The sequence below is a fragment of the Leisingera sp. S2M4 genome (genome assembly GCF_055398055.1).
The window spans coordinates 604,433-631,136 of the sequence record NZ_AP040861.1; the positions used below are offsets into that span (position 1 = coordinate 604,433).

General features: G+C 62.8%; 21 protein-coding genes and 1 pseudogene. 11 read left to right on the top strand and 11 right to left on the bottom strand.

All coding sequences use genetic code 11. The features are described from left to right. Window positions 1-67 precede the first annotated feature (67 nt). A pseudogene (locus ACZ52D_RS02985) lies at window positions 68-271 on the top strand (integrase); the annotation flags it as partial. Between the two features lie 124 nt (window positions 272-395). Here the strand turns inward: ACZ52D_RS02985 and speB are convergent. The 4 genes from speB to ACZ52D_RS03005 are packed head-to-tail and all read right to left on the bottom strand — an operon-like array spanning window position 396 to window position 4,352. Next, a complete protein-coding gene (speB, locus tag ACZ52D_RS02990) occupies window positions 396-1,361 on the bottom strand; it encodes an agmatinase (protein WP_464442505.1) in 966 nt (321 codons plus the stop codon). Between the two features lie 18 nt (window positions 1,362-1,379). Then, the gene (locus ACZ52D_RS02995; protein WP_464442506.1) at window positions 1,380-2,660 is read right to left on the bottom strand and encodes a TRAP transporter large permease; all 1,281 of its coding nucleotides are present in this window, start codon (window positions 2,658-2,660) and stop codon (window positions 1,380-1,382) included. Continuing rightward, complete coding sequence (locus ACZ52D_RS03000; protein ID WP_222455182.1) at window positions 2,648-3,280, bottom strand: TRAP transporter small permease; 633 nt, start codon at window positions 3,278-3,280, stop codon at window positions 2,648-2,650. The genes ACZ52D_RS02995 and ACZ52D_RS03000 overlap by 13 nt, the downstream gene beginning before the upstream one ends. 55 nt (window positions 3,281-3,335) lie before the next feature. Then, complete coding sequence (locus ACZ52D_RS03005; RefSeq protein ID WP_222455183.1) at window positions 3,336-4,352, bottom strand: TRAP transporter substrate-binding protein; 1,017 nt, start codon at window positions 4,350-4,352, stop codon at window positions 3,336-3,338. A 107-nt stretch (window positions 4,353-4,459) separates the two neighbouring features. Here ACZ52D_RS03005 and ACZ52D_RS03010 point away from each other — a divergent pair, with 107 nt between their 5' ends. From ACZ52D_RS03010 to rnk, 4 genes are all read left to right on the top strand, one after another. Then, window positions 4,460-5,401 (top strand): LysR family transcriptional regulator, encoded by a 942-nt coding sequence (locus tag ACZ52D_RS03010; RefSeq protein ID WP_222455184.1) that lies wholly within the window; start codon window positions 4,460-4,462, stop codon window positions 5,399-5,401. Between the two features lie 1,221 nt (window positions 5,402-6,622). Further along, window positions 6,623-6,991: a hypothetical protein gene (locus tag ACZ52D_RS03015; protein WP_464442507.1), complete on the top strand. Its 369-nt coding sequence runs from the start codon at window positions 6,623-6,625 to the stop codon at window positions 6,989-6,991. Window positions 6,992-7,345: 354 nt separating this feature from the next. Beyond that, window positions 7,346-7,813, top strand: a complete 468-nt coding sequence (locus ACZ52D_RS03020) for a hypothetical protein (RefSeq protein ID WP_464442508.1) — start codon at window positions 7,346-7,348, stop codon at window positions 7,811-7,813. A gap of 85 nt (window positions 7,814-7,898) precedes the next feature. Continuing rightward, on the top strand, window positions 7,899-8,342 hold the full coding sequence (gene rnk / locus ACZ52D_RS03025) for a nucleoside diphosphate kinase regulator (RefSeq protein ID WP_464442509.1): 444 nt from the start codon (window positions 7,899-7,901) through the stop codon (window positions 8,340-8,342). 572 nt (window positions 8,343-8,914) lie between these two features. Here the strand turns inward: rnk and ACZ52D_RS03030 are convergent. The 3 genes from ACZ52D_RS03030 to ACZ52D_RS03040 all read right to left on the bottom strand — a co-directional run bounded on the left by ACZ52D_RS03030 (window position 8,915) and on the right by ACZ52D_RS03040 (window position 13,095). After that, window positions 8,915-9,334, bottom strand: a complete 420-nt coding sequence (locus tag ACZ52D_RS03030; protein WP_464442510.1) for a hypothetical protein — start codon at window positions 9,332-9,334, stop codon at window positions 8,915-8,917. Between the two features lie 45 nt (window positions 9,335-9,379). Continuing rightward, window positions 9,380-10,477, bottom strand: a complete 1,098-nt coding sequence (locus ACZ52D_RS03035) for an AAA family ATPase (RefSeq protein WP_464442511.1) — start codon at window positions 10,475-10,477, stop codon at window positions 9,380-9,382. A 320-nt stretch (window positions 10,478-10,797) separates the two neighbouring features. After that, window positions 10,798-13,095, bottom strand: coding sequence for an adenosylcobalamin-dependent ribonucleoside-diphosphate reductase (locus ACZ52D_RS03040; protein WP_464442512.1), 2,298 nt, complete (start codon window positions 13,093-13,095; stop codon window positions 10,798-10,800). A 672-nt stretch (window positions 13,096-13,767) separates the two neighbouring features. On the opposite strand from ACZ52D_RS03040, the gene ACZ52D_RS03045 reads away from it, so the two are divergent. After that, window positions 13,768-14,199, top strand: coding sequence for a DUF1489 family protein (locus tag ACZ52D_RS03045; protein ID WP_369926969.1), 432 nt, complete (start codon window positions 13,768-13,770; stop codon window positions 14,197-14,199). Window positions 14,200-14,469: 270 nt separating this feature from the next. On the opposite strand, the gene hisG is transcribed toward ACZ52D_RS03045, so the two are convergent. From hisG to hisS, 3 genes are read right to left on the bottom strand one after another with little or no spacing between them, the layout of a single operon-like run. Beyond that, window positions 14,470-15,168: an ATP phosphoribosyltransferase gene (hisG, locus tag ACZ52D_RS03050; protein ID WP_222455192.1), complete on the bottom strand. Its 699-nt coding sequence runs from the start codon at window positions 15,166-15,168 to the stop codon at window positions 14,470-14,472. Next, the gene (locus tag ACZ52D_RS03055) at window positions 15,165-16,289 is read right to left on the bottom strand and encodes an ATP phosphoribosyltransferase regulatory subunit (protein WP_222455193.1); all 1,125 of its coding nucleotides are present in this window, start codon (window positions 16,287-16,289) and stop codon (window positions 15,165-15,167) included. The genes hisG and ACZ52D_RS03055 overlap by 4 nt, the downstream gene beginning before the upstream one ends. 3 nt (window positions 16,290-16,292) lie before the next feature. Then, a complete protein-coding gene (gene hisS, locus ACZ52D_RS03060; RefSeq protein ID WP_417474102.1) occupies window positions 16,293-17,780 on the bottom strand; it encodes a histidine--tRNA ligase in 1,488 nt (495 codons plus the stop codon). A gap of 221 nt (window positions 17,781-18,001) precedes the next feature. Here hisS and ACZ52D_RS03065 point away from each other — a divergent pair, with 221 nt between their 5' ends. Together ACZ52D_RS03065 and ACZ52D_RS03070 are read left to right on the top strand one after the other, a co-directional pair. Next, the gene (locus ACZ52D_RS03065) at window positions 18,002-18,196 is read left to right on the top strand and encodes a SlyX family protein (RefSeq protein WP_222455195.1); all 195 of its coding nucleotides are present in this window, start codon (window positions 18,002-18,004) and stop codon (window positions 18,194-18,196) included. Between the two features lie 195 nt (window positions 18,197-18,391). Next, the gene (locus ACZ52D_RS03070; protein ID WP_222455196.1) at window positions 18,392-18,829 is read left to right on the top strand and encodes a nuclear transport factor 2 family protein; all 438 of its coding nucleotides are present in this window, start codon (window positions 18,392-18,394) and stop codon (window positions 18,827-18,829) included. A 42-nt stretch (window positions 18,830-18,871) separates the two neighbouring features. Here the strand turns inward: ACZ52D_RS03070 and dnaE are convergent, their stop codons facing one another. Then, entirely contained in the window at window positions 18,872-22,384 is a 3,513-nt protein-coding gene (gene dnaE, locus ACZ52D_RS03075) for a DNA polymerase III subunit alpha (protein ID WP_464442513.1), read from the bottom strand. A gap of 686 nt (window positions 22,385-23,070) precedes the next feature. Between dnaE and ACZ52D_RS03080 the strand changes: the two genes are divergently transcribed. The 3 genes from ACZ52D_RS03080 to ACZ52D_RS03090 are packed head-to-tail and all read left to right on the top strand — an operon-like array spanning window position 23,071 to window position 26,650. Continuing rightward, window positions 23,071-24,588, top strand: coding sequence for an ABC transporter ATP-binding protein (locus ACZ52D_RS03080; RefSeq protein ID WP_222455198.1), 1,518 nt, complete (start codon window positions 23,071-23,073; stop codon window positions 24,586-24,588). A gap of 57 nt (window positions 24,589-24,645) precedes the next feature. Beyond that, complete coding sequence (locus ACZ52D_RS03085; RefSeq protein WP_222455199.1) at window positions 24,646-25,728, top strand: ABC transporter permease; 1,083 nt, start codon at window positions 24,646-24,648, stop codon at window positions 25,726-25,728. 1 nt (window position 25,729) lies between these two features. Next, window positions 25,730-26,650: an ABC transporter permease gene (locus ACZ52D_RS03090; protein ID WP_222455200.1), complete on the top strand. Its 921-nt coding sequence runs from the start codon at window positions 25,730-25,732 to the stop codon at window positions 26,648-26,650. Window positions 26,651-26,704: the final 54 nt, after the last annotated feature.

Below are 26,704 nucleotides of genomic sequence, written 5' to 3' on the forward strand. Positions count from 1 at the left end.
GCCATTCAAACTGTCTGAAATTCAGGTGTCAGCGCGGTGCTGATGTCTGGGCTTGGAGGGGAAAACTATACCAAGAGGCCAACTTCCTGCTGTCATCCCGAAACGAAGAGCCTGGAACAAGGGCCGGATCATCGACCAGAAACGGCCACTGTTGCTGAAACAGGTCTGGGCGCTCCGAGCGCGACTCGAACTGGCGGGTAACCTGCGCGATCTTGCGCTGTTCAACGCGGCATTTGATAGCAGGCTTCGCGGATGCGATTTGGTAAAACTGCCTGAAAGTAATTCACTTTTGGCAGACTGTTGACAACATATAAAATCTGGCGCGCAAGCGTCTTCAGAGCTTACGCGCCAGATCTCCGCGTCATTCGCAGGGACGAATGTCGGCGGGAGGAGAGTTATTTCCTGTTGTGAAAGATGAAACCGATGAAGTTCAGCAGAAGCTGCGCGGCAAGGATCTGGGTGCTTTCGCTGGAATCATAGGCAGGGGCAACCTCGACCAGGTCGATCCCAACGACATCACCGCGCTTGCTCAGCCCCTGCAGAATTTCCAGCACGTCGTAGTAATGGAAGCCACCGTGACTGGGGGTGCCGGTGCCGGGCGCGATTGAGGGGCAGAACGCGTCGATGTCAATAGTCACATAGTAACGCGCGCCTTCGGGGATGCGGTCCAGCACCGCGTCCCTGCCCAGTTTGCGCACCTGGCGCACCGACAGGATGTCGGAGCCGCGCTCGCGGGCGTCGATGTAGCCTTCCTTGGCGGTCGAGGACACGTTGCGGATGCCCAGCTGGGTCATGCCGGAGACGTAGTCTTTCTCAATCGCGCGGCGCATCGGGTTGCCGTGGCCATCGGTGACCCCCTTGCGTTCGTCGACAAAGTCCAAGTGTGCGTCGATCTGAACCACATGAATCGGGCCGTTCTTGGCACAGTCTTCCTTGTAGGCGTTGATGCAGGGAATGTTGATCGAGTGATCGCCGCCAATGGTGACGGGCAGCGCGCCCGCGTTCAGTATCTTCTTCACGCCGTATTCGATATTGGCGTGGCTCTCCTCGGTTTTCGTGTGGATGATGTCGGCATCGCCCAGATCGACGATCCGCACCTCCGCGCCCAGATAGGTGACGTCATCCTCGTGATCATAGGCGCCAGCATGGCCGAAGCTGAACAGCGTCGAGGCCTCGCGCACCGCCCGCGGGCCGAAGCGCGCCCCGGAGCGGAACTGGCAGCCGAAGTCAAAGGGCGCGCCCAGGATCGCAACATCGGCGTCGATGCTGTCCCAATCCTCCACATAGGGTTTCTTGCCGAAGGTGGCGATGCCGACAAAGGGCAGGTTCAGGCGGCCGGATTCGTAACCGTGTGCAGACATGTTGATTCTCCGTTTTTCTCAGCGATAGGCCAGTTCCGGCAGGAACAGGGCGATTTGCGGGAAAGCGACCAGCAGGCCGGTCACGAGCAAGAGGATGACGAGGAAGGGCGGCACGCCTCGCACCACCTCTACAAAGGGGCGGCGGAACACCGCGATCGCGGTGAACAGGTTGCAGCCAAACGGCGGGGTTGCGGCACCGATGGCAACCTGCAGGGTGATCAGCACGCCGACCAGAACCGGGTCGAGGTCGGCGGTTTTGATCATCGGTGCAAAGATCGGCACCAGGATCAGGATCACCACAATCGAGTCCACGAACATGCAGCCCACGAAAAAGGCGACGGTCACAGCCAGCAGCGTCATCAGCGGCCCGGCCTCATCCAGGCCCAGTGAGGCGATGATTTGCTGCGGCACTTGGGCAAAGCTCAGCGTCCAGCTGAAAGCCGCGCCCGCCGCGATCAGGATAAACACCACCGAGGTAATGGCGCCGGTCGACAACGCAATATCCCACAGGTCGCGCAAGCGGACCGAGCGGAAGATCAGCACCTCCAACACTGCCGCATAGAGCACGCAGATCGCGGCCGCTTCGGTCGGCGAAAACACCCCGCCATAGATGCCGCCCACGATGATCGCCGGGAACCCCATCGGCCACAGCGCGCGGCGCATGGCGGTGAAACGCTGGCCCCAGCCCTCGCGCGGCAGCACTGGAATGTCATGGCGGTAGGCGTAGGCCATGCAATATGCCGAAAACAGCACCACGATCAGCAGCCCCGGTACGATGCCTGCGATGAACAGCTGCGAAATCGAGGTGCCCGAGACCACACCATAGATGATCATGCCGATGGAGGGCGGGATCAGATAGGCCAAGTCCGCGGCATTGACGATCAGGCCGATGGCAAAGCTGTCCTTGTAGCCGGACATCAGCATTCTGGGCCGCATGGCACCGCCGACCGCCACCACAGTTGCCTGGGTCGAGCCGCAGACCGCGCCGAACAGCGCACAGGCCGAGGTAACGGAAATCGCTAGGCCGCCCTTGATATGACCCATGAAGCTCATCACTACGTCGATCAGCCGGTTGGCGGAATGGCCGCGGGTGATTATGTCGGCGGCCAAGATGAACATAGGCACCGCAATCAGCGCGGCAGGCTTCACGCCGCCGATCATCTGCTGGATCAGGATCTGCATGTTCATGGATGGGAAGTAGACGAGGAAGCCCAGCACCGCGGCCGAGATCAGCGGCATCTTCATTGGGAACCCTGCCAGCAAAAGCAGGATCATCACGGCAAGCATCAGTTCGGACATTGCTTTTCCTCCCCGCGCTGGGTCTCTTCACCAACGTCTTCATAGCGCTGAATGGCCGCTGCGGTTTCCGGGTCTTCGTAGCTGTCCACCTCTAGGTAGGAGACGTAGATCTCCTCCTCGGCGAAATTCAGGTTGCGCAGCGCGGTCAGCAGGTATTGGAACGAGGTCAGTGCCAGCCCGATCACCACCCAGACATAAGTGAGGTACAAGGGTACCTGCAGCGCAGGGGTGATGCGGCCACGGCTGGCCACTTTCTGCACATAATCCAGCGCGTAGCACGCGAGCAGCGCCATCATCACCGCGGTGGTGGCAGCGATCACCACCATCAACCCCTTGCGCATCTTTACCGGCAGCGCGTCATAGATCGCCGACATGCGGATGTGAATGCCCTTGCGGGTGGCATAGCCCAGCCCCATGAAAGTTACGATGACAATCAGGAACTCATTCAGTTCCTCAGAGAAATAAATCGACTGGTTGAACACATAGCGGCCAAAGACATTGGCGATGGTGTTGCCAGCCATCAGGATGATCCCCCAGCCCAGGATCCAGACCTCGGCACGGCCAATGGCGCCGTCAATCTTTCCCAGAAAGCCGAAAGGAGCGGATTTGCCGTCTTGCATGATTTCCTCCCTTGGTTCGGCCCCGCGCGAGACTGGGCGGGGCCTAATAGCGGGATCAGTTGCCCGCCAGCTCTGCCTGCAGGGCGTCCAGCAGCTCTTGGCCGCGGGCGCCTGCGGTCTCGACATAAGTCGCGGCAGTGTCGCCCGAGCGGGTACGAAAGACGTCGCGCTCTTCCTCGGTAAGGACGACCAGGCCGATGTCCGGCTTGGATTCCTTGATCACGTCAAGACGGGCCTGATTGAAATCGGCGACCACGCCGTCGATGAAGCCGGTCATATCGGCCATGGTGTCCCGCACCAGCTGCTGGCGCTCCGGGGTCAGGGTGGCGAACCAGTCGGAGCCCGCGACCACGGTTGTGACCAGCTCCTGCTCGCCCGCCCAGATCAAGTGGCTGGTGACCTCATAGAATTTCATCTCCTCGATGGTCGGAATCGGGTTCACCTGGCCGTCCACAGCACCCAGCTGCAGCGCGCCGAACACTTCGCCAAACGGCAGCGGCGTCGGGCTTGCGCCCATGTTCTTGTAGGTTTCCAGCAGGATGGGCGACACCATCACTCGCATCTTGAAGTTCTCGAAATCCTCCGGCGTGCGGATCTCACGGTTGGTGGTCCAGACTTGCGGGCCTTCGGAATACATTGTCATGATTTCCAGGCCGCGCTTCTGGAAGTCCGCGTTCAGCGGGCCATAGATGGTCTCCGAACCGCTCAAAATGTCCGAAACCGCCGCCGGGTCGGAAGGCAGCAGGTAGGGCAGCAGGAACACCTGGCTCTCCGGCACGATGGTGCCCAGGTTGCCGATCGACACATTGGTTAGCTGGATGATGCCATCGGCTGCCTGTTCCACCGTCTCGGTCGGGGTGCCGAGCGTGCCCATCGGATAAACGGTCACCGTCACATCGCCATCGGTCGCTGCCTCAATGCGCTCTTTGAACTCCTGCGCATAGGCGTCCATGATTGAGCCTGGAATCTCCTCAATGGCGAATTTCCAGTCCTCCGCAAAGACGGCGGCCGGCGCCAGGCTTAGCAGCGCCGCAGCCGCGGTGGTTTTCAGGTGATTCAAGCTAAAGGCCATGCAGGTCTCCTCCCGGTTGGCATGGTTGACGGGGGTCGGGAGGCACCACAGCACGAAGAGATGCTTTGAAAAATATTACATTGATTATCTTTACATAAGAATATTTCATGCAAATCGACCTTAAACAAAAAAAGGGATCTGCCATGAAGCTGTTGCGCAACACGCTACTGGAAACCTTTGTCACTGTCGTTGAGTGCGGCGGTTTTTCTGATGCGCAATACGCCCTTGGCGTCACGCAATCCGCCATCAGTATCCGCATCCGCGATCTGGAAACCTCCTTGGGCTACCGGCTCTGCGAACGCGGCCGCGGCGGCTTCCGCCTGACGGAACGCGGAGAGATCGCCTATCAGAAGGCCCGCGATATCCTGCGCAGTGCCCGCGACTTTGACGCTGAGCTGCTGGAGCTGCGGAATACAATTTCCGGGGATCTGCGCATAGGGATCGTGGATGCGATCGACAGTCTTCCAGACCTTAAGTTTGTCGAGGCTTTGCAACGGTTCCTGGCCCGCCCGAATGAGGTCAGGATCGAAATCGTGGTCGCGTCCCCCATGGACCTGACACAGCAGCTGATCAGCGGCGAGTTGAACGCTGCCGTGGCGCCGTTCCGCAACCAGGTGCCCGAACTGGAGTATGTGGAACTGTGCAGGGAGGAGCACAGGCTTTACTGTGCTCTCGGGCATCCCTTGTTCACTGAGCCGGATAGTGAAATCTGTCTTGAAACCATAGGCCGGTTTAAGTTGTGCCAGCGATCATATGATATGCTGGTATCACCGGAACTCGGATCGCCCGAACCGATGGCGGTCGTGGCCAACATGGAGGCCATGGCGATGCTCATCGAAACCGGTCAGTTTCTAGGGCCACTACCAACGCATTTCGCCCGCAGGCGGGTTGCAGAAGGCAATTTCCGGGAAATCAGTAATACCCAAATGCGTTGGAACTCAACCTTCTATCTCGCAACCCGCCGAGTGCATGTTCTCAGACATGCCGTAGAACTGTTTGCTCAAGATCTGCAGAACGCCTGCCTTGATGAAAGCAAGACGCGGGAATGAAGCTTGAGTGCGAATAAAAAGGCAGAAGCTGATCGGCAGCTCTGTTGCGGGCGTTAGCATGGCATAGGGGGAATGCCGATGTCTCAAAAGGTAACGCGCGAAGCGAGTGTCCTAGCTAGTACAGGTTGCACGCGCAGCAAATGGCTGGTTGGTCCCGCGTCTGAGTTATCGGATCAAGCTGCGGCGAAAGCATGCTTGCGGTCCAGGTAAAACTGGCACCTTGAATGACCTCTTCGGTGACATTGGCTGCATCGCAACAATGAGTGTGCCGCACCTGCGAGGAGATGCTGCGCCAGCAAGATCCCGCAAGAGCAACGGCGGTAAAGACGGCAACCAAGTCATACGATGCAAGTTTCATGCTGCGCCCTCGACGAGCGGCAGCTTTTGATCACGGCACCGCGGCGAAAATCGTGGCCTAACCTGGCGACAGTAAGGGTTTTGCAAAGGTCGCAATCTGCGCTTTTCTAACATCTGCACCGAGCGCCGCATCGCCCTGGTCAGCAGGGCAGACCCGAAGGTCGCTTCCGGGAAATCTGGCAGGTTACCCCCCTGATAGCGACTAGACGGGACATGCCTTGTCCCATCTGAACTTCAAGCTGCGGCAGCTTAGAGTCAATCTCTTCGGGCTTCGGTCGCTTGTTCGCCATTCGTGGTTCTACATTTTCTAAACATAACGGTGGACCAATTCAATTGGGGAGGCTCAGGCTTAGAAACGGAAAACGCTCACGTCCGTGGTCCGGCCTTGGGGGCAAGTCCACATCAGCCGGAACCATCCGGCTTTCGGCGATTCAGAGTTGGGGAACAGAGCAAGAAGACCGGGCTGTAACAAGGCGACTGAGGCCAAGTCATGGAGCACCGGTCATAAAGCAAAACAACCAATAGCGTCGCCTACAGTGATGTCAACATTCCCGATCAGGAAGGGTGCGACGCGTTTTTGGCCTCTCGCCGTTTCGAAGAGAAACGCTATGCAGGTAGGTCGAGGTGGGATGTATATTGAAAGAGCCCCGGGGCTCAGAAGGTGCGCTAGAAATGAGGAGGCATGACTGTGCCGAACTTTTTGAGCTGACTGTTTGGCGGTAGCAGAACTGGTGGGGGTACTGAGTTCCGGTGCGGGGCGCTACAAAAGGAAGCGCAGCGGCTGGGACAGTAGAGGCAGGGGTCGCTATCCCAAATCTTCCAGCCAAGGCGTACTTCAAAGCGCTAGATCTTCTCTCCCGGGGTATGTCTGATTGCGACTACCGGACCGCTGCCGCCGCGGCGCACGCCGGATTGCCGAACCTAAAGGATTGGCTCAGCAATCCGGACGTAGTTCAGGACCGCCTGGACATTCGGATCCCGGAACTGGCCGAGAGCGGAACCATGATGGCAATCATGGCCGACCCGATGGGTCTGAGCGAACTGCCCGATCTGGTTCAGAAATTCAAGCACCTCGCGGACTGTCGTGAGGCGACGGACGCACATTTCGAGGATCTCAATCTGTTCATCCGCAACAGGAGGATTGTCCGGCAAAAGTCCGGAACCCAAAAAAATGGGTTCAAGGAAGAACTGGACATTGAATATGGCCACCGAGCTGCCGGGTTGATTTCATAACTCGAGAAAAACGGGCACGTCAGGCGGAAAGTGGATAGCAGAACCAATTGGCTTTACCCGGCTGCGGACCAAGTTCTCAGGTTTGGCGCGCGAGCTCCGCTTCCACCCGTGAGCCGGGGGCACCCGAATTGCGTCATGGGCGAGCAAATCGACATCCTCACACTTATAACGGTTGACAGTTCGCGCCCGGCGGCTAGGCTTTCCTCATGGTCAAGAGCGTAAGCCCATTCCGGTTTCTTCTTCTGAACCGCCCGGTTCCCCGGGCGGTCTGCGCATAGGCGCGTCTTTGACCACCCGGGGCTTCTCAAATCCTTGAATTGAGAATGCGGGCCTTGCGGCTCCGGGAGACATTTCATGACCATCATCAAGATGAACCGGCTGCCTGAGAGCAGCGACTTTCGATCGCTCTATGAGAGGTCCTCATTGGGCGCAGGTTTCCTTTTGACCGTTGAAGACCGGCTTGGCATCGAGCGCCTTCTTCACGGCCGCGGCACGCGAAATGCGCCCAATCCGACGCTATTGAACGGGTTCCTGAACCATAAGTTGCGGATTTCGCGCGGCGCTCCGTGGCCCACCCCGCCGGAACTGGTCGTGGCCGGCTGCCATGTGACCTACATGATCAGCGGCGAGGGCGCGCGTTCGGGTGTGCTGTCGATGAGCCCGACACCGGCGCCTGGGCGGATCCTCGTCGCGTCATTGCTCGGCGCAACCCTGGTCGGTATGCGGAAAATGCAGAAAGTTCCGCTCTTGCGGGATGACGGCCGCATCGAGACGATCGTTGTTCTGGACGTAATTCCCGCACCGGACGACGACACGGCCTAAGAATGGCTCGTAGCCCCGATTTTTAAGGCCATCAATCTGATCCACCACATCAAAGCCCTTGGTTAGCTGGGGCAAGGAGACTTCCATGAAGGAAAATTACTCCGTTTCACGCGGGCCCGCCCGCCGACCGAAGCTCATCATTGCAGATGACTGTGCAGACAAGCTCGAGATGCTTGCCGAAGGTGCGATCCGCCGGAACCCGGAACTCGCAGACCGTTTGCTTGGCGAACTCGGCCGGGCCCGCATTGTGCCGCGCGCCAAGCTACCGGCCAACGTCGTGTCGATTGGCCGAGAGGTCACCTACCGCGATGAGGCCACCGGGCAAGAAAAGACCGTCACACCGGTTTACCCGGAGGCGGCCGACATCGCCCAGGGGCGGATTTCGATACTGACACCAATTGGTGGCGCCTTGATCGGACTGGCGGAGGGCGCCTCCCTGCACTGGCATACCCGCGATGGGGAAAAGCGAGTTCTGACCGTTTTGCGCGTCGCGTCCCAGTACGTCGCCGAAGGACTGGAAGCTCAATGAACCGCTATTCCCGGAGGCCAACAGAGCACCATACCCACCCCGGAAGGAGCCGATCGATGCGCTGACAAAGCCATACCGCTTCTTCCGGGATATCGTCCGGCGCCGATGCGGCGTCCCGTTCTTCATATCGAAAGATCCAAAGAGAAGCACATGACCCGGCACATTCCGCTCTCCTGTCGGTCCTGCAAAGTGCAACTCCCTCGTGCAACCGCACATCGCTGCCCCATCTGTCGCCATGTACTGGGTGGCCCCACGCCCATCATCCGAATCTCTTGCCGCCGCTGCGGTTCGGAGGTGGAGAGGAACGCCCGAGCCGCCGCAATCTGTATCCGCTGCCGGTCTCGCCATCCGTCCCGGCTTCAGCAGAAGGACTGCTGATAGCACGGATGGGACCTCTGCAGTGCGTGAGCATCCTGCAACTCCCTCCTTTTTTGGGGGGAGTGCCACACGGCAGTGTCCAGAGGTTTCCCTGTGCAGTCCGTCTCATGAGGATGGACCAAGCAGGTGGCGCTGATGAGGTTTAGTGAAAGGCTCAGGGCATGCCCCCTCGACAATACAGGATGCTGCTCCTGCTAAGATCGGGACCTCAACAGCCGCACGGCGCAGGAATCGCATGTGGTTGTTAGCCAGCCGCCGAGGGATTTCTTCTGGGCCGACCGAGTACCGCAATGCTCACAGGTCTTCGCAGCTTCCATCTGGGCCTGAGCTATCCGATAGGCGGTGCGCTCGTTGCCGCCGCGCGCATAGAACCGCAACGCACCCAGTTTCTGTTTAACCTGCTGCGCCCGGAAGCGTGTCAGACCATCCTCACGTATGATGTCGGCTAGATCTGCACTGAGACGCTCAATCAGAGGATACCAGCCCTCGCCACAGGCGAAGCCCCAAGCGAGGCTTGTCTTCTTGATGCTCCAAGGCGGAGGCCCATACACGTCGGGAAACCGCTCCATGATGCGCTGCGCTTCAACAGTGGTGTAATGATTTCGGCCGGCCATATGCGGCTCCTTCAATAAAGCTCTACGTTTAAAGAAATTGCATGTTCAATGAAGAAGCCGAGCCGCCTCCAACGCTTCCCCCCGAGTGAGCATCCGGATGACATGCCGCAGGCTCAACGACGCTGTCTGACCAGAAATCTCCAGCACCTCGACTACGGCATCGACAGACGCTTGTGCCAACCCGCGCCTGCCGCCTTCACGGCGGGCAAAGGCTACCAGGTCTGGCACCGGGACAGGTGACAGCTTTATGACCTCCAGGCGGCTTAACAGAGGGGCTGGCAAGGTGGTTAAGGTGTTGGAGGTCAGCACCCAGCTGATCCGGGACATGTCGAACCCGACCTGATAGTAGGGGCATTGCCAAGATGCCGCCGAGGATGGCTCCAAAAGGGACAGCAGCCCCTCGGCAAGTCCAAAGCTGTTCCCTTTTGTCGAAGTCGCAACTCCCGCCTTCTCCACCTCATCCACAACGACAATCGGGTTCGCGATCAGGTGCTTCAAGATCGTCATCAAAGGGCGTCCCGGCTGTGCATTGGCCCAGCCGCGCTGGGAGCCCACAATGCCGAACGACGCCTGCTCTGCCGTCGCCTCTACGCCACAGCGGGGCACACCAAGTGCAGTGCTCAGCTGACGGGCCCACATGCTCTTGCCAATTCCCGGGGGGCCGTCCAGCAGCACCGGAGGCAAGCGGAAGCCCGAATCCCCATTGCGGACTGATCGCCGCATCGACTTCCAAAGGAGATCCGTCGCAGGTGCCATCCAGGGCATGTCGGCATGAATACCAGCGGCGATTTCATCCGCTTGGTCTTCTGTCCGGATCCTGATCAGGCTCACGCCATTGCGCAGCCCCTCGAGCGCCCTTCGGTCTTCGCGCTTCAGGTGGGCAAGGCCTGCAGCCGCGTCCCGCCGCTCCGCCAGCCTGTTCACCCGGCGGTCTATCCGGTCCTGAACTTCGCGCTCGAAACGAACCTGCATCAAGTCTGTTTCCCACCGCAGGGCGTCCTCCGGGTCTTCCGACTCCGGCGGTACAACACCGCGCTCGAGGGCTCGGCGCTCTTTCAGGAACCGTTCCAGGCGCTGCCGTATTGCCCGACGGTCTTTCTCGACATTGTGGAACTCTGCTTCGATGAATTTGATTCTGGACATAGCTGGCCCTTTCCCGGCGCACTGCGCCGTCCGGCTCCCGATTGCACAGGGTGTGCTCGGGTAAGTGAAGGAAAGAACCTGGCCAGGTTTGAGCTGCAGTCCTGCTCGTAACAGCGGTTTCAGTCAACAGGCAGAGCGGGTTTGTTCAGGCGAACCGGCCCCGCAAGCAGGCAAAAGGCAACCGCCCCTTATGCCATTGTTTTAAAAAGAAACCACCGGCCGCGCCGCGGCCGGTGGTCATTAAACCCGTGTCGTAATGGTCAGAAAACCCCCAAAATGGTCACGTTTTCGCGGGTCCTACACTACTCAGAGCGCGCCCCTCACCCGCACTTCGAGTGGCCGCAGCTGCGGCAGGTCATGCAGCCTTCGACCATCTGCATGTCGAACTGGCCGCAGCTGGGGCAGGCCTTGCCGCGCGGCGGGGTGAGGTTCACCACCTCCGCCTGCGGGTCGGACTTCAGGCCCATGCCCTCGCCTTCCAGGAAGCCGGTCTTGATCAGATGCGTCTCGATCACGCCACCAATCGCCGCCAGGATCGACGGGATGTACTTGCCCTGCACCCAGGCGCCGCCGCGCGGATCGAACACCGCTTTCAGCTCCTCGACCACGAAGGACACGTCGCCACCACGGCGGAACACGGCCGAGATCATCCGGGTCAGCGCCAGCGTCCAGGCGTAATGCTCCATGTTCTTGGAGTTGATGAAGACCTCGAACGGGCGGCGGTGGCCGTTGATGATGATGTCGTTGATGGTCAGGTAGATCGCGTGCTCGGAATCCGGCCACTTCAGCTTGTAGGTGTGCCCCTCCAGGCTCTGCGGGCGGTCCAGCGGCTCGGACATGTAGACGACCTCGGCGCCGTTCTCGTCCACGTCGGCCTCATGCGGCGCATCGGCGCTTTCGCCCGGCGCGGTGTCGGCACTCTCGCTCACCGACAGGACCGAGCCGGTCACGTCGTTCGGGCGGTAGGTGGTGCAGCCTTTGCAGCCCTGGTCCCAGGCCTGCATGTAGACGTCCTTGAAGTCATCAAAGGAGATGTCTTCCGGGCAGTTGATGGTCTTGGAAATCGAGCTGTCGATCCATTTCTGCGCCGCCGCCTGCATTTTCACATGCGCCGCAGGCGAGAGCGTCTGGGCGTTCACGAAATAGCCGGGCAGCTTGGCGTCATCGCCGAACTTCTCGCGGTACATCTGCACCGCGTAGTCGACCACCTCTTCCTCGGTGCGCGAGCCGTCCTTCTGCAGCACCTTGCGGGTGTAGGCATAGGCGAACACCGGCTCGATGCCCGAGGAGACGTTGCCCGCGTAAAGGCTGATGGTCCCGGTCGGCGCGATCGAAGTCAGCAGTGCGTTGCGGATGCCATGCTCGCGGATCGCCTCGCGGACGTCCTCATCCATGTTCATCATGTTGCCGGAGGCGAGGTATTTCTCCGCGTCGAACAGCGGGAAGGCGCCCTTTTCCTTGGCAAGCTCCACCGACGCCAGATAGGCGGCGCGGGCGATGCTGTGCAGCCATTCCTCGGTCTGACGCGCCGCTTCGTCGGTGCCGTATTCCAGCCCCAGCATCAGCAGCGCATCGGCGAGGCCGGTGACGCCGAGGCCGATGCGGCGCTTGTTCTGCGCTTCCTCGGCCTGCGCCTCCAGCGGGAACTTGGAGACGTCGACCACGTTGTCCATCATCCGCACCGCGGTAGCGACCAGATCCTGCATCGCCTCCTGGTCCAAGTGGGCGTTGGTCTCGAACGGATCCGCCACCAGACGCGCCAGGTTGATCGAGCCCAGCAGGCAGGCGCCATAGGGCGGCAGCGGCTGCTCGCCACAGGGGTTGGTGGCCGCGATCTGCTCGATATAGCTGAGGTTGTTGGCCTTGTTGATGCGGTCGATGAAGATCACGCCCGGCTCGGCGTAATCATAGGTCGCCTGCATGATCTTGTTCCACAGGTCGCGCGCCTGCACGGTGTGGTAGACCTTGCCGTCGAACTGCAGATCCCAGGAGCCGTCGGATTTGACCGCTTCCATGAAGGCATCCGTCACCAGCACAGACATGTTGAACATGCGCAGGCGGGCGGGATCGGACTTGGCGGTGATGAACTGCTCGATGTCCGGGTGGTCGCAGCGCATGGTCGCCATCATCGCGCCGCGGCGGGAGCCGGCCGACATGATGGTGCGGCACATCGCGTCCCAGACGTCCATGAAGGACAGCGGCCCGGAGGCATCCGCCGCCACGCCCTTCACATCCGCGCCGCGCGGCCGGATGGTGGAGAAGTCATAGCCGATGCCGCCGCCCTGCTGCATCGTCAGCGCCGCCTCTTTCAGCATGTCGAAGATCCCCGACATGCTGTCCGGCACGGTGCCCATCACGAAGCAGTTGAACAGCGTCACCTGGCGCGCGGTGCCGGCGCCTGCGGTGATGCGACCGGCGGGCAGATATTTGAAATCTTCCAGCGCCTCGTAGAATTTCTCTTCCCAAACATCGGGTTGCTTCTCCGCCCGCGCCAGGTCACGCGCGATGCGGCGCCAGCTGTCCTCGACCGTCACATCGATCGGAGTGCCATCCGCTTTCTTGAAACGGTATTTCATATCCCAGATCTGCTCAGCGATGGGGGCGGCAAAGCGGCTCATGTGTCGATCCTTCGAGTCGTTCGGGCTTCATGCGAAACGGCTCCGCGACGGCTGCTCTTTCCGGGCACCGTGGCGAATCCATTTTTGATTAAGGCTTACTTGCAGCAATTGCGTAGGAGAACACAATACCTTGAAGTCAGAGCGCCGTAAACCACTATATAGAGGTGTCGCTCTGGATGACTCTGTGGATATCTTGTGCGCAAGTCCCGATGACAAATCCATCGAGCGACGCGCGCAGATACAGGCAATCCTCTCAGCGCCTACTCGACACCCCCTGTCCGAAAAGATTTGACCAAGTACGCCCTCATCTCCACGGGACATCCGGCTCCACCTAACCCCATGACGATAATACACATCTGCCCTCGGAACCCGAAGAAGGCAGACAGGCCGGGAACCGTTCAGTGATCTCCTTCGGCGGGCAGTTCCCGCCCGCAGCCCGTCGCATGACGCGACACCAGCCTTGGATATTATGGTATTGGAACGCCCGGCGAGCCGGGCCGGCGTCAGGCAACACGGCCCCGCCGTCGCTGGCCCTGTCCGGGCACCGGGGCAAATCCATTTTCTACCGAGGCTTACCGGCAGAAAATGCCGCGACAAACACAAGACCTTGAAGTCTGCGGCCCAAATACTACTATATACAGTCAAGGCGCTGAACGACTCTGTGGGGAAACTGTGGATAACTGCATCAACTTGGTAAAGCTCTCGGTGGGCACGGAAAGCGTCGACGGCCTGATGGCCTGGCAAGCGATGCGCCGCGCCGAACTGCCGGAGGGATTGCCGCGCCACGTCACCCGCATGTGGCCCAAGCGCGAGGCGGAGCTTTTGAACGGCGGCTCGATCTACTGGGTCATCAAGGGGCTGATCCAGTGCCGCCAGCGCATCCTGCGCCTGGACGAGTTGCGCGGCGAGGACGGCATCCGCCGCTGCGCCATCGTGCTGGACCCGCAGATCCACCGCACCCACACCGCGCAGAAACGCCCGTTCCAGGGCTGGCGCTACCTCAAGCCCGAGGACACCCCCGCGGATCTCCCCGCGGGCAAGAAACAGGAAGATCCCCTGCCCCCGGAGCTGTCACAGGCTCTGGCCGAGATCGGAGTTATCTGAGGCCTGCCGCACTCCCCCCCCCCTTGCGGCAGCCTCGCCAGCGCCGGGCGTCAGCCCGGCGCGCGGCCCAACCGGGGCGGTGCCATCCGTGATGGCGCCTGCCCCGGGCGGGAGCGCCCACCGTCAGTCGCGGCGGGAGCGCCCACCATCGGAATTGAAACCAGCGTTGAAATCAGACTGCAGGGGCGTTCTCCCGCCCCCTTGCAAAGGCATCTCGCGATGCCTTCAAGGTGTTGGGCCCAGCCCGCGCCTTGCGCGGGCTGCCCCGCGTTACTTGCGCGCTTCCAGCAGGTCCAGAAGCGTGTTCAGCGCCGCCTTGTCCTCGGTGCCGTATTTCGCCACCCGGCTGCGCCACAGGGTGGCCTGCGACTTCAGCACCAGCCCGTCCGCCAGCAATTTCAGGTGGTTGGCGCGCAGGGTCTCACCGGTCGAGGTGATGTCGGCGACCATCTCGGCGGTCTCGTTCTTCACCGTACCCTCGGTGGCACCCTGGCTGTCGACCAGCTGGTAGTCCGCCACCCCCGCATCGGTCAGGAACTCCCGCACCAGCCGGTGGTACTTGGTGGCGATCCGCAGGCGGTGGCCATGCTGCGCGCGGAAGGCCGAGGCCGCCGCATCCAGATCATCCAGCGTGTCCACGTCGATCCAGCACTGCGGCACCGCCAGCACCAGGTCGGCATGGCCAAAGCCCAACTCGGCCAGCTCCTCCACCTGCTGCTCAAAGCGCGGCAGCTTCTCCTGCACCAGGTCGGTGCCGGTCACGCCGAGGTGGATGCGCCCCGCCGCCAGCTCGCGCGGGATCTCGCCCGCCGACAGCAGCACCAACTCCATGTTCGACACGCCTTCGACCGCGCCGGCATATTCCCGGTCCGATCCGGTGCGCGACAGCGTCACGCCGCGCTTGGCGAACCAGTCGAAGGTCTTTTCCATCAGCCGCCCCTTGGACGGCACCCCCAGCTTCAGCGTCATGCCCGCGCCTCCTCAAGCTGCACCATCAGATAGGGGCGCAGCACGCCGCCCACTGCCGGGATCTCCTCACCCTGCCCCAGTTGCCGGGTCAGCGCATCATAGCGCCCGCCACTGGCAATCGGCGGCAGGTCGGGGCGCGCCTCGGCGTAGAAGCCAAAGACGAACCCGTCGTAATACTCCATCGAGGTGCGCCCGTAGGAGGCCTCGAAATCGAGGTTCTCCACATCGACGCCGCGCGCCTTCATCGCCGCGGTGCGCGCATCCAGCCGGTCCAGCGCCGGGTTGATCTGCGGCAGGTCCACCGCAATGTCGCGCATCTGCTCGATGGCATAGGGCACGGTCTCGCGCACCGCCATCAGCGCCTCCAGCGCCAGCAGCTCATGCTCGGCGATCGGCGGCGCCTTGGCGTCGGCGCGCAGCGCCTCCACCCGCGCCTGCACCTCGGCGGCGCGGCGCTTGCCCAGCTGCGGTGCCGAGCCGGTCAGGTCGCCCTCGGTCTCCAGCAGCTTCTTGCGCGTCTCAGGCACCGGGGTACGACCCGCGAACCGGTCGAGCAGCGCGCGGAAGCGGCGCGGCCGCCAGATGTGGCGCATCAGCGCCGCCTTGCGCTTCTCGGTGGTGTTCAGCCCCTGGACCGCGGCCATCAAGATGCCGATGTCTCCGGTCGCCGCCCGCAGCGGCAGCCCCCGCACCTGCAGCGCGAACAGCGCAAACACCTCGGCATCCGCCGCCGCCGCATCCTCGCGGTCGAACACCTCGTAGCCGACCTGCAGGTATTCATTGGGCCGCTCGGGGTAATGTTCCTGGCGGCGGAACACCTTGCCCGAATAGGTATAGCGCGCAGGCTCGGCACCGTGGCGCATATGCGCCTCCACCACCGGCACGGTGAAATCCGGGCGCAGCATCTGCTCGCCGCGCAGCGCGTCCGAGGTCACATAGGCGCGCGCCCGGATGTCCTCGCCGTAGAGATCCAGAAGCGTATCGGCGGGTTGCAGCAGCGGCACGTCGACGACCTGCGCACCGGCGGCCTCGAAGCGCACCCTGAGCTGCGCCGCCCGCGCCTGGACCGCGCCCAGGTTATCCGCCAGGTCACCGACCCGTCCTTGCGTTTTCACAGCCATCGCTCAGCCCTGCCCGTCGAGGATTTCACGCACCTTGGCAACCAGTTCCGTGCGCGGCACTTCGAACTGGCTGGGGCGTTCCTTCCACTCTTCCAATGTGGCGTTCTCGGCGATCTTGGCGCCGAGGATCAGGTCCTTGATCTGCACCACGCCGTTTGCCTTCTCGTCGCCCCCCTCGATCACCGCGACCGGCGAGTTGCGCTTGTCCGCGTATTTCAGCTGGTTGCCGAAGTTCTTGGGATTGCCGAGGTAGACCTCGGCGCGGATGCCCGCATTGCGCAGCTCCGCGACCATCGCCTGATAGTCGGCCATCCGGGCGCGATCCATCACCGTGACCACCACCGGGCCGGTTGCCTCGGCCGTCAGACGGCCCTTGGCATGCAGGGCCGCCAGCAGCCGGTCGACGCCGATGGAGACCCCCACCGCGGGCACTTCCTGGCCGGTGAAACGCTTGACCAGACCGTCATAGCGGCCGCCGCCCGAAACCGAGCCGAACTGCCGCTTGCGGCCCTTCTCGTCGAGGATTTCAAAGGTCAGCTCGGCCTCGAACACCGGGCCGGTGTAATAGCCCAGACCACGCACCACCGAGGGGTCGATCTCGATCCGGTCCTGGCCATAGCCGCCCGCGGCCAGCAGCTCGCCGATCTGCTCCAGCTCGGCAATGCCCTCCTGACCCGCCTTGCTGTCGCCCACCGCGGCGCGCAGGTTGGCGAGGGTGCCCGCCGCATCCGCCGCCTTGGAGGTGAGGAAGGCCAGCACCGGGGCTGCCTGATCCTCCGACAGGCCGACGCCGTCGATATAGGCACCGGAGGCATCCAGCCGCCCCTTGGTCAGCAGCTCGCGCACGCCGGCCTCGCCCACCTTGTCGAACTTGTCGATGGTGCGCAGCACGTCGTCGCGCTTGGCGTCGCCATCGGCAAGGCCCATGGCCTCCAGCACGCCGTTCAGGACCTTGCGGTTGTTGACCCGCACCAGGTAGTCGCCGCGCGGAATGCCGACGGTCTCCAGCGTGTCCGACAGCATCGCGCAGATCTCCGCATCCGCCGCCATCGAGGACGTGCCGACGGTGTCGGCATCACATTGATAGAACTGGCGGAAACGGCCCGGACCGGGTTTCTCGTTGCGCCAGACCGGCCCCATCGCATAGCGGCGATAGGGGGTCGGCAGATCGTTGCGGTGCTGCGCGTAGACCCGCGCCAGGGGCGCCGTCAGGTCATACCGCAGCGCCATCCACTCGCCGTTGTCCTTTTCGTCGAACTCCTGCCAGGCGAACACGCCCTCGTTGGGGCGGTCGACGTCGGGCAGGAACTTGCCCAGCGCTTCGACGGTTTCCACCGCCGAGGACTCCAGCGCCTCGAAGCCGTAATGATGATACACACCCGCGATGGCCCGCAGCATCTCAGTTCGCTGGGTCACCTCCGCGCCAAAATAGTCACGGAACCCCTTCGGCGTTTGCGCCTTGGGGCGGGGTTGTTTCTTCACTTTGGCCATCTGAGGCCTCCTCACGGGTAGCGGTTTCACTCGCGTGGCGGTCTAGCGGATGCAAGCCGTGGCGGCAAGAAGGAGCCGCGGCGTCGCGCCCGAAGAGGCGTAAAAACCAATCCGGGGCCCGCGAGATCCCGACCGGCGCAGGCCGCGATTTTATCCGGACACCATGGACCTTGGCCGCCAACGCACCTATTTAGATGCATCCGCAATCAGAGGTCCGAACCATGCAGCATCTGGAAGAGCAAATCGCCCATCTGACCCGCAGCGTGGAGGAGATGAGCGACGTGATCACCCGCCAGCAACAGGAGATCGACGTGCTGACCCGCCGCGTTGCCCTGCTGGTGCAGCGCGAGGCAAGCCGCGAGCAGGAAGGCACCGGTGGCGTGATCCTCGGCGACGAGCGCCCGCCGCATTACTGACGCCTGCGCCGCCCGGTCGACACAGCATCCGACGGCCGCAGCGCCGGGAGCACAGCGCGTGGAAAACTTGCCGCGCGCAAAGAAACCGCTTGCGCATTTGCCGCAGGGTCATGCACGCTGGGGCTGAATTGGCCTTGGCAAATGGGTTTGCCCTTTTTAATTGCGTTCGCAAAACGCACAAATTGGACGCTGGCAGTGACAAGTAACGCGGAACTGGTACATTTTTGGTTTGAAGAGGTCTGGTACCGCGACAACAACGCGGTGCTGGGAGAGATGTTCTCGGACGAGACCGAGGCCACCGGGCCGGTGTCCAACCTGATGGGCAAACAGTTCATCGCGTCGGATTTCGTGTCCACCATGAAGGCGCTGCTGGGCGGCGCGCCGGAGTTCACCTTCCGCGTCTTCGAGGAAGCCGGCGATTGGGTCATCACCTGTTTCGACGTGCATGTGACCAATCACCCGCACCGCCCACCGTTCGATTTCGATGGCCAGATGATCTTCAAGGTCGAGAATGGCCAGATCTCTGCGATCCACTCCAGCCTGAATTACATCAAGCTGTTCGAGGGGCTGGGCCAGATGCCCCCGGAGACCCTGCCGGTCTGCCTCAGCGGAGCCGAGCTGGTCTGGAAGTGATCCAGACTGGATCCGGCGGCAGGCGCGCTGCGCCGCCTGCCCTCAGATCTCCTCCACGTCCATTACCCCGTCCAGCGACTTCAGCGCGCCCTTGATCTGCGGGTTGATGGGGAACGGCTGGCCCAGGTCCATCTCGACATCGCCGGGCAGACCGGGGTCCTGCAAATACATGAAGATCTCCCCGCGAGAGGCGTTGCGGGCGGCCGATTTGGCATCTTCCAGCACCTGCGCCACGGTGTTCACGGCCGACACGTCGTTGAGATAGACCCGCAGGCAGCTGCGCCCGGCATCGGCAATCGCACTGTCCACCGGCCCGACCGAGCGCACCAAAAGCTTCAACTGGTCGCTTTCCATCGTGGCCTCGGCCGTGATCACCACCTTGGCCCCGGTCTCGAGGAATTCTCGCGACTTTTCCAGCACTTCCGAGAACAGCGTCACCTCGAAGGCCCCGGTGGGATCGCTGAGCTGGACAAAGGCAAAGCGGTTGCCGCGCGCTGATTTGCGCTCCTGACGCCCGGCCACCACGCCGGCCATCTTGGCCATGAAGGGACCACGTTCGGCCTTGGCCGTCACCTCGTCCAGCGTCATCACCTTCTTGCGCTTGAGCGCGGGCATGTAGTCATCCAGCGGGTGGCCGGACAGGTAGAAGCCGATCGCCTTGAACTCCTCGCTCAGCCGTTCGGCGGGCAGCCAGTCGGGAACATTCGGCAACCGCGGCTCCGGCAGATCCTCGCCCGCCTCGCCGAACAGCGACACCTGGTTGGAGTTGCGCTGGTCATGCACCGCCGCGGAATAGTCGACCAGCGCGCCGAGGCTCTCGAACACCCGCCGCCGGTTGCTGTCCAGCTGGTCAAAGGCCCCTGCCCGCGCCATCATCTCCAGCGGCCGTTTGCCGACCCGTTTCAGGTTCACCCGGCGGGCAAAGTCGAACAGGTTCACGAACGGCCGCTCCTGGCCGCCTTCGCTGCGCGCCTCGGTCACGAGACGCATGACGTCGACGCCGACGTTCTTCAGCGCGCCCAGCGCGTAGACCAGCTCGCCGTTCACCACGTTGAAGGTCGCCATCGAGCGGTTGACGCAGGGCGGCACATAGGGCAGCCCCAGCCCCTTCTTCACCTCTTCGAAGTAGATCGCCAGCTTGTCGGTCAGGTGGATATCGCAGTTCATGACGCCGGCCATGAACTCGACCGGGTGGTTCGCCTTCAGCCAGCCGGTCTGATAGGACACCACCGCATAGGCCGCCGCGTGCGACTTGTTGAAGCCGTAGTTGGCGAATTTCTCCAGTAGGTCGAAGACCTCGCTCGCCTTCTTCTTGTCGACACCGTTCTTGGCCGCCCCGGCCTCGAACTTCGGCCGCTCGGCGTCCATCGCCTCCTTGATCTTCTTACCCATCGCCCGGCGCAACAGGTCGGCACCGCCCAAGCTGTAGCCGGCCATCACCTGGGCGATCTGCATCACCTGCTCCTGGTAGACGATGATGCCCTGGGTTTCCTCCAGGATGTGGTCGATCAGCGGGTGCACCGACTGGATCTCGCGCTGGCCGTTCTTGACCTCGCAATAGACCGGGATGTTTTCCATCGGGCCGGGACGGTACAGCGCCACCAGCGCCACGATGTCCTCGATGCAGGTGGGCTTCATGCGCTTCAGCGCGTCCATCATGCCGGTGGATTCCACCTGGAACACCGCCACGGTCTTCGCCCGCGAGTAGAGGTCGTAGGTCGCCTTGTCATCCAGCGGGATGGCGTTGATCTCGTTCACCGCCCCTTCCGGTGGCTCGTATAGCTGGGTGCCATCGGCCGCGACATGCAGGTCACGCCCGGACTGCTTGATGAGGTCCACGGCGTTCTGAATGACCGTCAACGTTTTCAGGCCCAGAAAGTCGAATTTGACCAGACCGGCCTGTTCGACCCACTTCATGTTGAACTGGGTGGCCGGCATGTCCGAGCGCGGATCGCGGTAGAGCGGCACCAGCTCGTCCAGCGGCCGGTCCCCGATCACAACCCCCGCCGCGTGGGTACCGGCCGAGCGCAAGAGCCCCTCGACCTGCATGCCGTATTTCAGCAGCCGGTCGACGACCTCCTCGTTCTCGGCCTCCTCGCGCAGGCGCGGTTCTTCCTTCAGACTGTCGGCGATCGACATCGGCTTCACGCCCTCGACCGGGATCAGCTTGGACAGCCGGTCCACCTGGCCATAGGGCATTTGCAGCACCCGGCCCATGTCGCGCACCGCCGCCTTGGACAAGAGCGCACCGAAGGTGATGATCTGCCCCACCTTGTCGCGGCCGTATTTCTCCTGCACGTATTTGATGACTTCCTCGCGGCGGTCCATGCAGAAGTCGATGTCGAAGTCCGGCATCGACACCCGTTCCGGGTTGAGGAAGCGTTCGAACAGCAGCGAGTAGCGCAAGGGGTCAAGGTCGGTGATGGTCAGCGCATAGGCCACCAAAGAGCCCGCACCCGAGCCCCGCCCCGGCCCCACCGGGATGCCGTGGTCCTTGGCCCACTGGATAAAGTCCGCAACGATCAGGAAGTAGCCGGGAAAGCCCATGCCCTCGATGATGCCCAGCTCGAAATCCAGTCGCTCCTGATATTCCTCGACGCTGACCGCATGCGGGATCACCGCCAGGCGCTTTTGCAGACCCTCGTTGGCGATGCGGCGCAGCTCGGCCACCTCGTCGTCGGCGAATTTCGGCAGGATGGGATCACGGCGATACGCCATGAAGGCGCAACGGCGGGCGATTTCCACCGTATTTTCAATCGCCTCCGGCAGGTCGGCGAACAGCGCGACCATCTCCTCCTGGCTTTTGAAGTAATGCTGTGCGGTCAGGCGGCGGCGCGGCTCCACCTGGTCAACATAAGCCCCCTCGGCGATGCAGATCATCGCGTCATGCGCCTCGTACATCTCCGTGTTCGGGAAATAGACGTCGTTGGTGGCAACCAGCGGCAGCTCCATCGCATAGGCCATCTCGACATGGCCGCGCTCGGTCAGCTGCTCGGCCTCGGGCTGGCCATGCTCCCCCGGATGCCGCTGCAATTCCACGTACAGCCGGTCGGCAAAGATCGCTTTCAACCGCTGCATCAGCGCCTCTGCCGCGGGGCGCTGCCCCTGTTGCAGCAACCGCCCCACCGGTCCATCCGGCCCTCCGCTGAGACAGATCACCCCCTCGCAATGCGCTGCCAGCTCCTCCAGCGTCACATGCGGCAGCTCGTTGCCCTCCCGCAGGTACAGGCAGGAGTTCAGCTTCATCAGGTGCTCATAACCGGTCTCGCTCTGCGCCAGCAACACCAGCGGCGCGGGCGGCTTGGGCCGCTCGCCGGGCGCAGGCTCGGCATACCGCAGGTCGACCTGGCAACCGATGATCGGCTGCACCCCGGCGCCGCTCGCCGTGACCGAGAATTCCAACGCCGAGAACAGGTTGTTGGTGTCGGTCACCGCGATGGCGGGCATCTCGTGCTTCTTGCACAGATCGGGCAGCTTCTTCAGCCGCAGCGCGCCTTCCAGCAGCGAATACTCGGTGTGGGTGCGCAGGTGAATGAATCGGGGAGAGCTGGTCATGCCGCAAAGCTATCCCATTGCCGCGCCGGGGTGAACGGCGTTCTGCACCCGCCTGCCAGGGCATCCGCGCCCCTGCCCGGCGCGGGTCCAACACCCGCCAAAATCGCTGCGGTCGGGGTGGTATTTTATCCGATCTGTTGAAACTCTTTCACGCCCGATGCCGTAAGCGCGCGTGAAATACCGGATAAAACGCATTAATTATAAAGTGATACCTGTTCATGCGGCAATTTACTTGCGCTGCGAGCCGCGGCGGTGGCGGGGCGGTTTTTCTTGCTTTGACAAGGGGCTGCTCCCTAGGCTGGCGACAGCAAGCAATAATCAGCCCGCCTCCTTCCCCACCGCATCGAAGGGGGCACTACGGGTCAACAGGGAAATGCGGAGGGTCCGGGGATGATGGCTCATCTCTTTCGGTCATGCACTGGCGCGGGGGTCTCCGGCGCCGGGCGCATTGCGGCACCAACGCCGCAGAGGTCTGGAAACACAGGCCAATTGCGGCTGCCCTATTCCCAAGTGCTGGATCAGACGCTATGCCAGCCGCTGTTGAATCACCTGATTGCCTGCACCGCTCCCGCCGCTTTTTTGCGGGTGCCCCGGCCGGGGCCGGGCCCGCAGTGGCAAGCGGCATCACGACTCCCGCCGCAGTTGCGGCATGGTGAAGAACACGGATTGAGAGAGGACCGGCGCGCGTGACTGTACCCCTGCTAAGCCTGCAAGGCCTGACCAAGGCCTATCCCGGCGTTGTGGCCAATGACAGCGTATCCTTTGACATCGGCGAGGGCGAGGTTCACGCCCTGCTCGGCGAAAACGGCGCCGGGAAATCGACGCTGGTCAAGATGATCTACGGGTTGGTGAAACCCGACAGCGGCCAGATGCTTTTGCGCGGGGCGCCCTTTGCCCCGGCAGAACCGCGCGCCGCGCGCGCCGATGGCATTGCCATGGTTTTCCAGCATTTCTCGCTGTTCGATGCGCTGAACGTGGCGGAGAACATCGCCTTGGGCATGGAAAACCCGCCGGAGATGCGCGACCTAGCTGCCCGCATCCGCGAGGTGTCGGAAACCTACGGCCTGCCGCTGGACCCGTTCCGCACCGTCGGCGATCTCTCCGCCGGTGAGCGCCAGCGGGTCGAGATCATCCGCTGCCTGCTGCAGGACCCGAAACTGCTGATCATGGATGAGCCGACCTCGGTCCTCACCCCGCAGGAGGTGGAGATCCTGTTCAAGACCCTGCAGAAGCTGCGCGCCGAGGGCACCTCGATCCTGTATATCTCGCACAAGCTGGAGGAAATCCGCACCCTGTGCGATCACGCCACCATCCTGCGGCTGGGCAAGAACGTCGGCGAATGCACCCCTTCTGAGACCTCGGCCCGCGACATGGCCGAGATGATGGTCGGCAGCTCGTTGCAGACCCCGCAGCGCAAGACCCGCGAGTTCGGCGAGGTGGCGATGGCGATCACCGGCCTGTCGGTGCCCGCCCCGTCGGCCTTTGGCACATCGCTCAAGAACGTGCACCTGACGGTGCGCAAGGGTGAAATTCTGGGCATCGGCGGCGTTGCCGGCAATGGCCAGGACGAACTGCTGGGCGTACTGTCGGGCGAGGTTCTGACGGCGGCGGATGCGGTCAAGCTGCACGGGCAGCCCATCGGCCGCCACGGCCCCACCGCGCGCCGCGCGCTGGGGGTGCTGGCCGCGCCGGAGGAACGCCTTGGCCATGCCGCCGCCCCGGACATGAGCCTGACGGAAAATGCCATGCTCACCGGTTCGGTGCGCGAGGGGCTGGAGAAGAACGGTTTCCTCGACTGGGGCAAGACCAAGGATTTTGCCGAACGCATCATCAAGGCTTTTGACGTGCGCACGCCCGGCCCCGGCAATGCGGCGCGCTCCCTGTCGGGGGGCAACCTGCAGAAGTTCGTGATCGGCCGCGAGGTGCTGCAGAACCCGGATGTGCTGGTGGTGAACCAGCCGACCTGGGGTGTCGACGCCGCCGCCGCCGCCGCCATCCGCCAGTCGCTGCTGGACCTGGCCGCCAAGGGCGCCGCGGTGATCTGCATCAGCCAGGACCTGGATGAGCTGATGGAGATCTCCGACAGCTTCGCCGCCCTCAACGAGGGCCGCCTGAGCGCGCCGCGCGAGGCCGCGGGCCTGACGGTCGAAGAGATCGGCCTGATGATGGGCGGTGCCCATGGCATGGAGGTGGCGCATGTCTGAGGTCGGTGTCCGCCTCCGGCGGGAGTATTTCAAGAAAGATGAAAAGGGAGCCGCGCAATGATCCGGCTTGAGAAACGGCCGCAGCCGTCGCGGGCCTGGTCGCTGGCGACGCCGCTGGTGGCGGTGCTGGCAACGATGGTGTTCGGCGGGCTGCTGTTTGCGGCCCTCGGCAAACCGCCGGTGGAGGCGATCCGCACCATTTTCTGGGAACCGCTGTTCGGCGAGTTTTCCTTCTACTACCGCCCGCAGCTTTTGGTCAAAGGCGCGCCGCTGGTGCTGATCGCCATCGGCCTGTCGCTGGGCTTTCGCGCGGGTATCTGGAACATCGGCGCCGAGGGCCAGTACATCATGGGCGCCATCTGCGGCGCCGGTGCCGGCCTTGCGTTCTATCCGCTGGAGGCCTTCTACATCTTCCCGATCATGGTGATCGCCGGCGCGCTTGGCGGCTGGGCCTGGGCGATGATCCCGGCGATCCTGAAGACCCGCTTCGGCACCAACGAGATCCTGGTCTCGCTGATGCTGGTCTACGTGGCCGAGCAGTTCCTTGCCTCGGTCTCGCTGGGGCTGTTGAAGAACCCCGAGGGCTTCGGCTTTCCCGGCTCGCGCAACCTGCAGGCCTATGACAGCGCCCACAATGCCGAGCTGATCGCCGGCACCGGCATGCACTGGGGCGTGGTGGCCGCATTGATCGCGGTGATCTTTGCCTATGTGCTGCTGAACCGCCACATGACCGGCTACCACATCCGCCTGACCGGCGAGGCGCCGCGGGCGGCCAAGTTCGCGGGTGTGAACCCCGCGCGGCTGGTGCTGTTCTGCCTTGGCATGTCCGGGGCGCTGGCCGGGCTGGCCGGCATGTTCGAGGTCTCCGGCCCCTCCGGCCAGATCTCCATCGACTTCAACGTGGGCTACGGCTTTACCGCGATCATCGTGGCCTTCCTTGGCCGCCTGCACCCGGTGGGCATCCTGCTGGCGGGTGGGCTGATGGCGCTGACCTATATCGGCGGCGACATCGCGCAGTCGAACCTGCAGCTGCCCGCGGCCGCCATCCAGGTGTTCCAGGGGATGCTTCTGTTCTTCCTGCTGGCGTTCGACCTGCTCACCAATTTCCGCATCGCAATCGGCAAGCCGGAGGTCGCGTAACATGGATCTGTCTGCAATCAACCCGGTCCTGCTGATCGCCTCCCTGATGGTCGCGGCGACGCCGCTGCTGCTGGCCGCCATCGGCGAGCTGGTGGTGGAGAAATCCGGCGTTCTGAACCTCGGCGTCGAGGGGATGATGATCGTCGGCGCCATCGCGGGCTTTGCCACCGCGGTGGAGAGCGGCTCGCCCCTGCTGGGCTTCTTTGCCGCCGCCTTTGCCGGTGCCGCTTTGTCGGTGCTGTTTGCCATCCTGACCCAGTTCGCGCAGGCCAATCAGGTCGCCTCGGGCCTGTCGCTGACGCTGTTCGGCCTTGGCCTCTCGGCGCTGATGGGGCAGTCCTACGTCGGGGTGAAGCCGCCGCGGATGGGGGACATCCACATCCCGGTGCTGAGCGACCTGCCCGTCGTCGGCCCGATCCTGTTCGGCCATGACATCATCCTCTACTTCGGCATCGCGCTGACCGCCGCCGTGTGGTGGGTGCTGAAATATTCCCGCATGGGCCTGGTGCTGCGCGCGGTGGGCGAGAACCACGAGGCCGCCCATGCGCTCGGCTACAAGGTGATCCGCATCCGTATTCTGGCGATCCTGTTCGGCGGCGCCTGCGCGGGTCTCGGCGGCGCCTACATCAGCCTCATTCGCGTGCCGCAGTGGACCGAGGGCATGACCGCCGGCATCGGCTGGATTGCCCTGGCGCTGGTGGTGTTTGCCAGCTGGAAGCCCTGGCGCGCGCTGCTGGGTGCCTATCTTTTCGGCGGTGTCACCGTGGTGCAGCTCAATCTGCAGGCGGCGGGCGTTGCCATCCCGGTCGAGTATCTGGCAATGTCGCCCTATCTGATTACGATTATTGTGCTTGTTATCCTTTCGGCGGACAAGAGCAGCGCACCCGCCTCGCTCGGCCGTAATTTCCATGCCTCCCGCTGATATGGCGGGCGGCACACGATCCCGCCCAGGGTCCTCTCCTGGGCGACACAACCA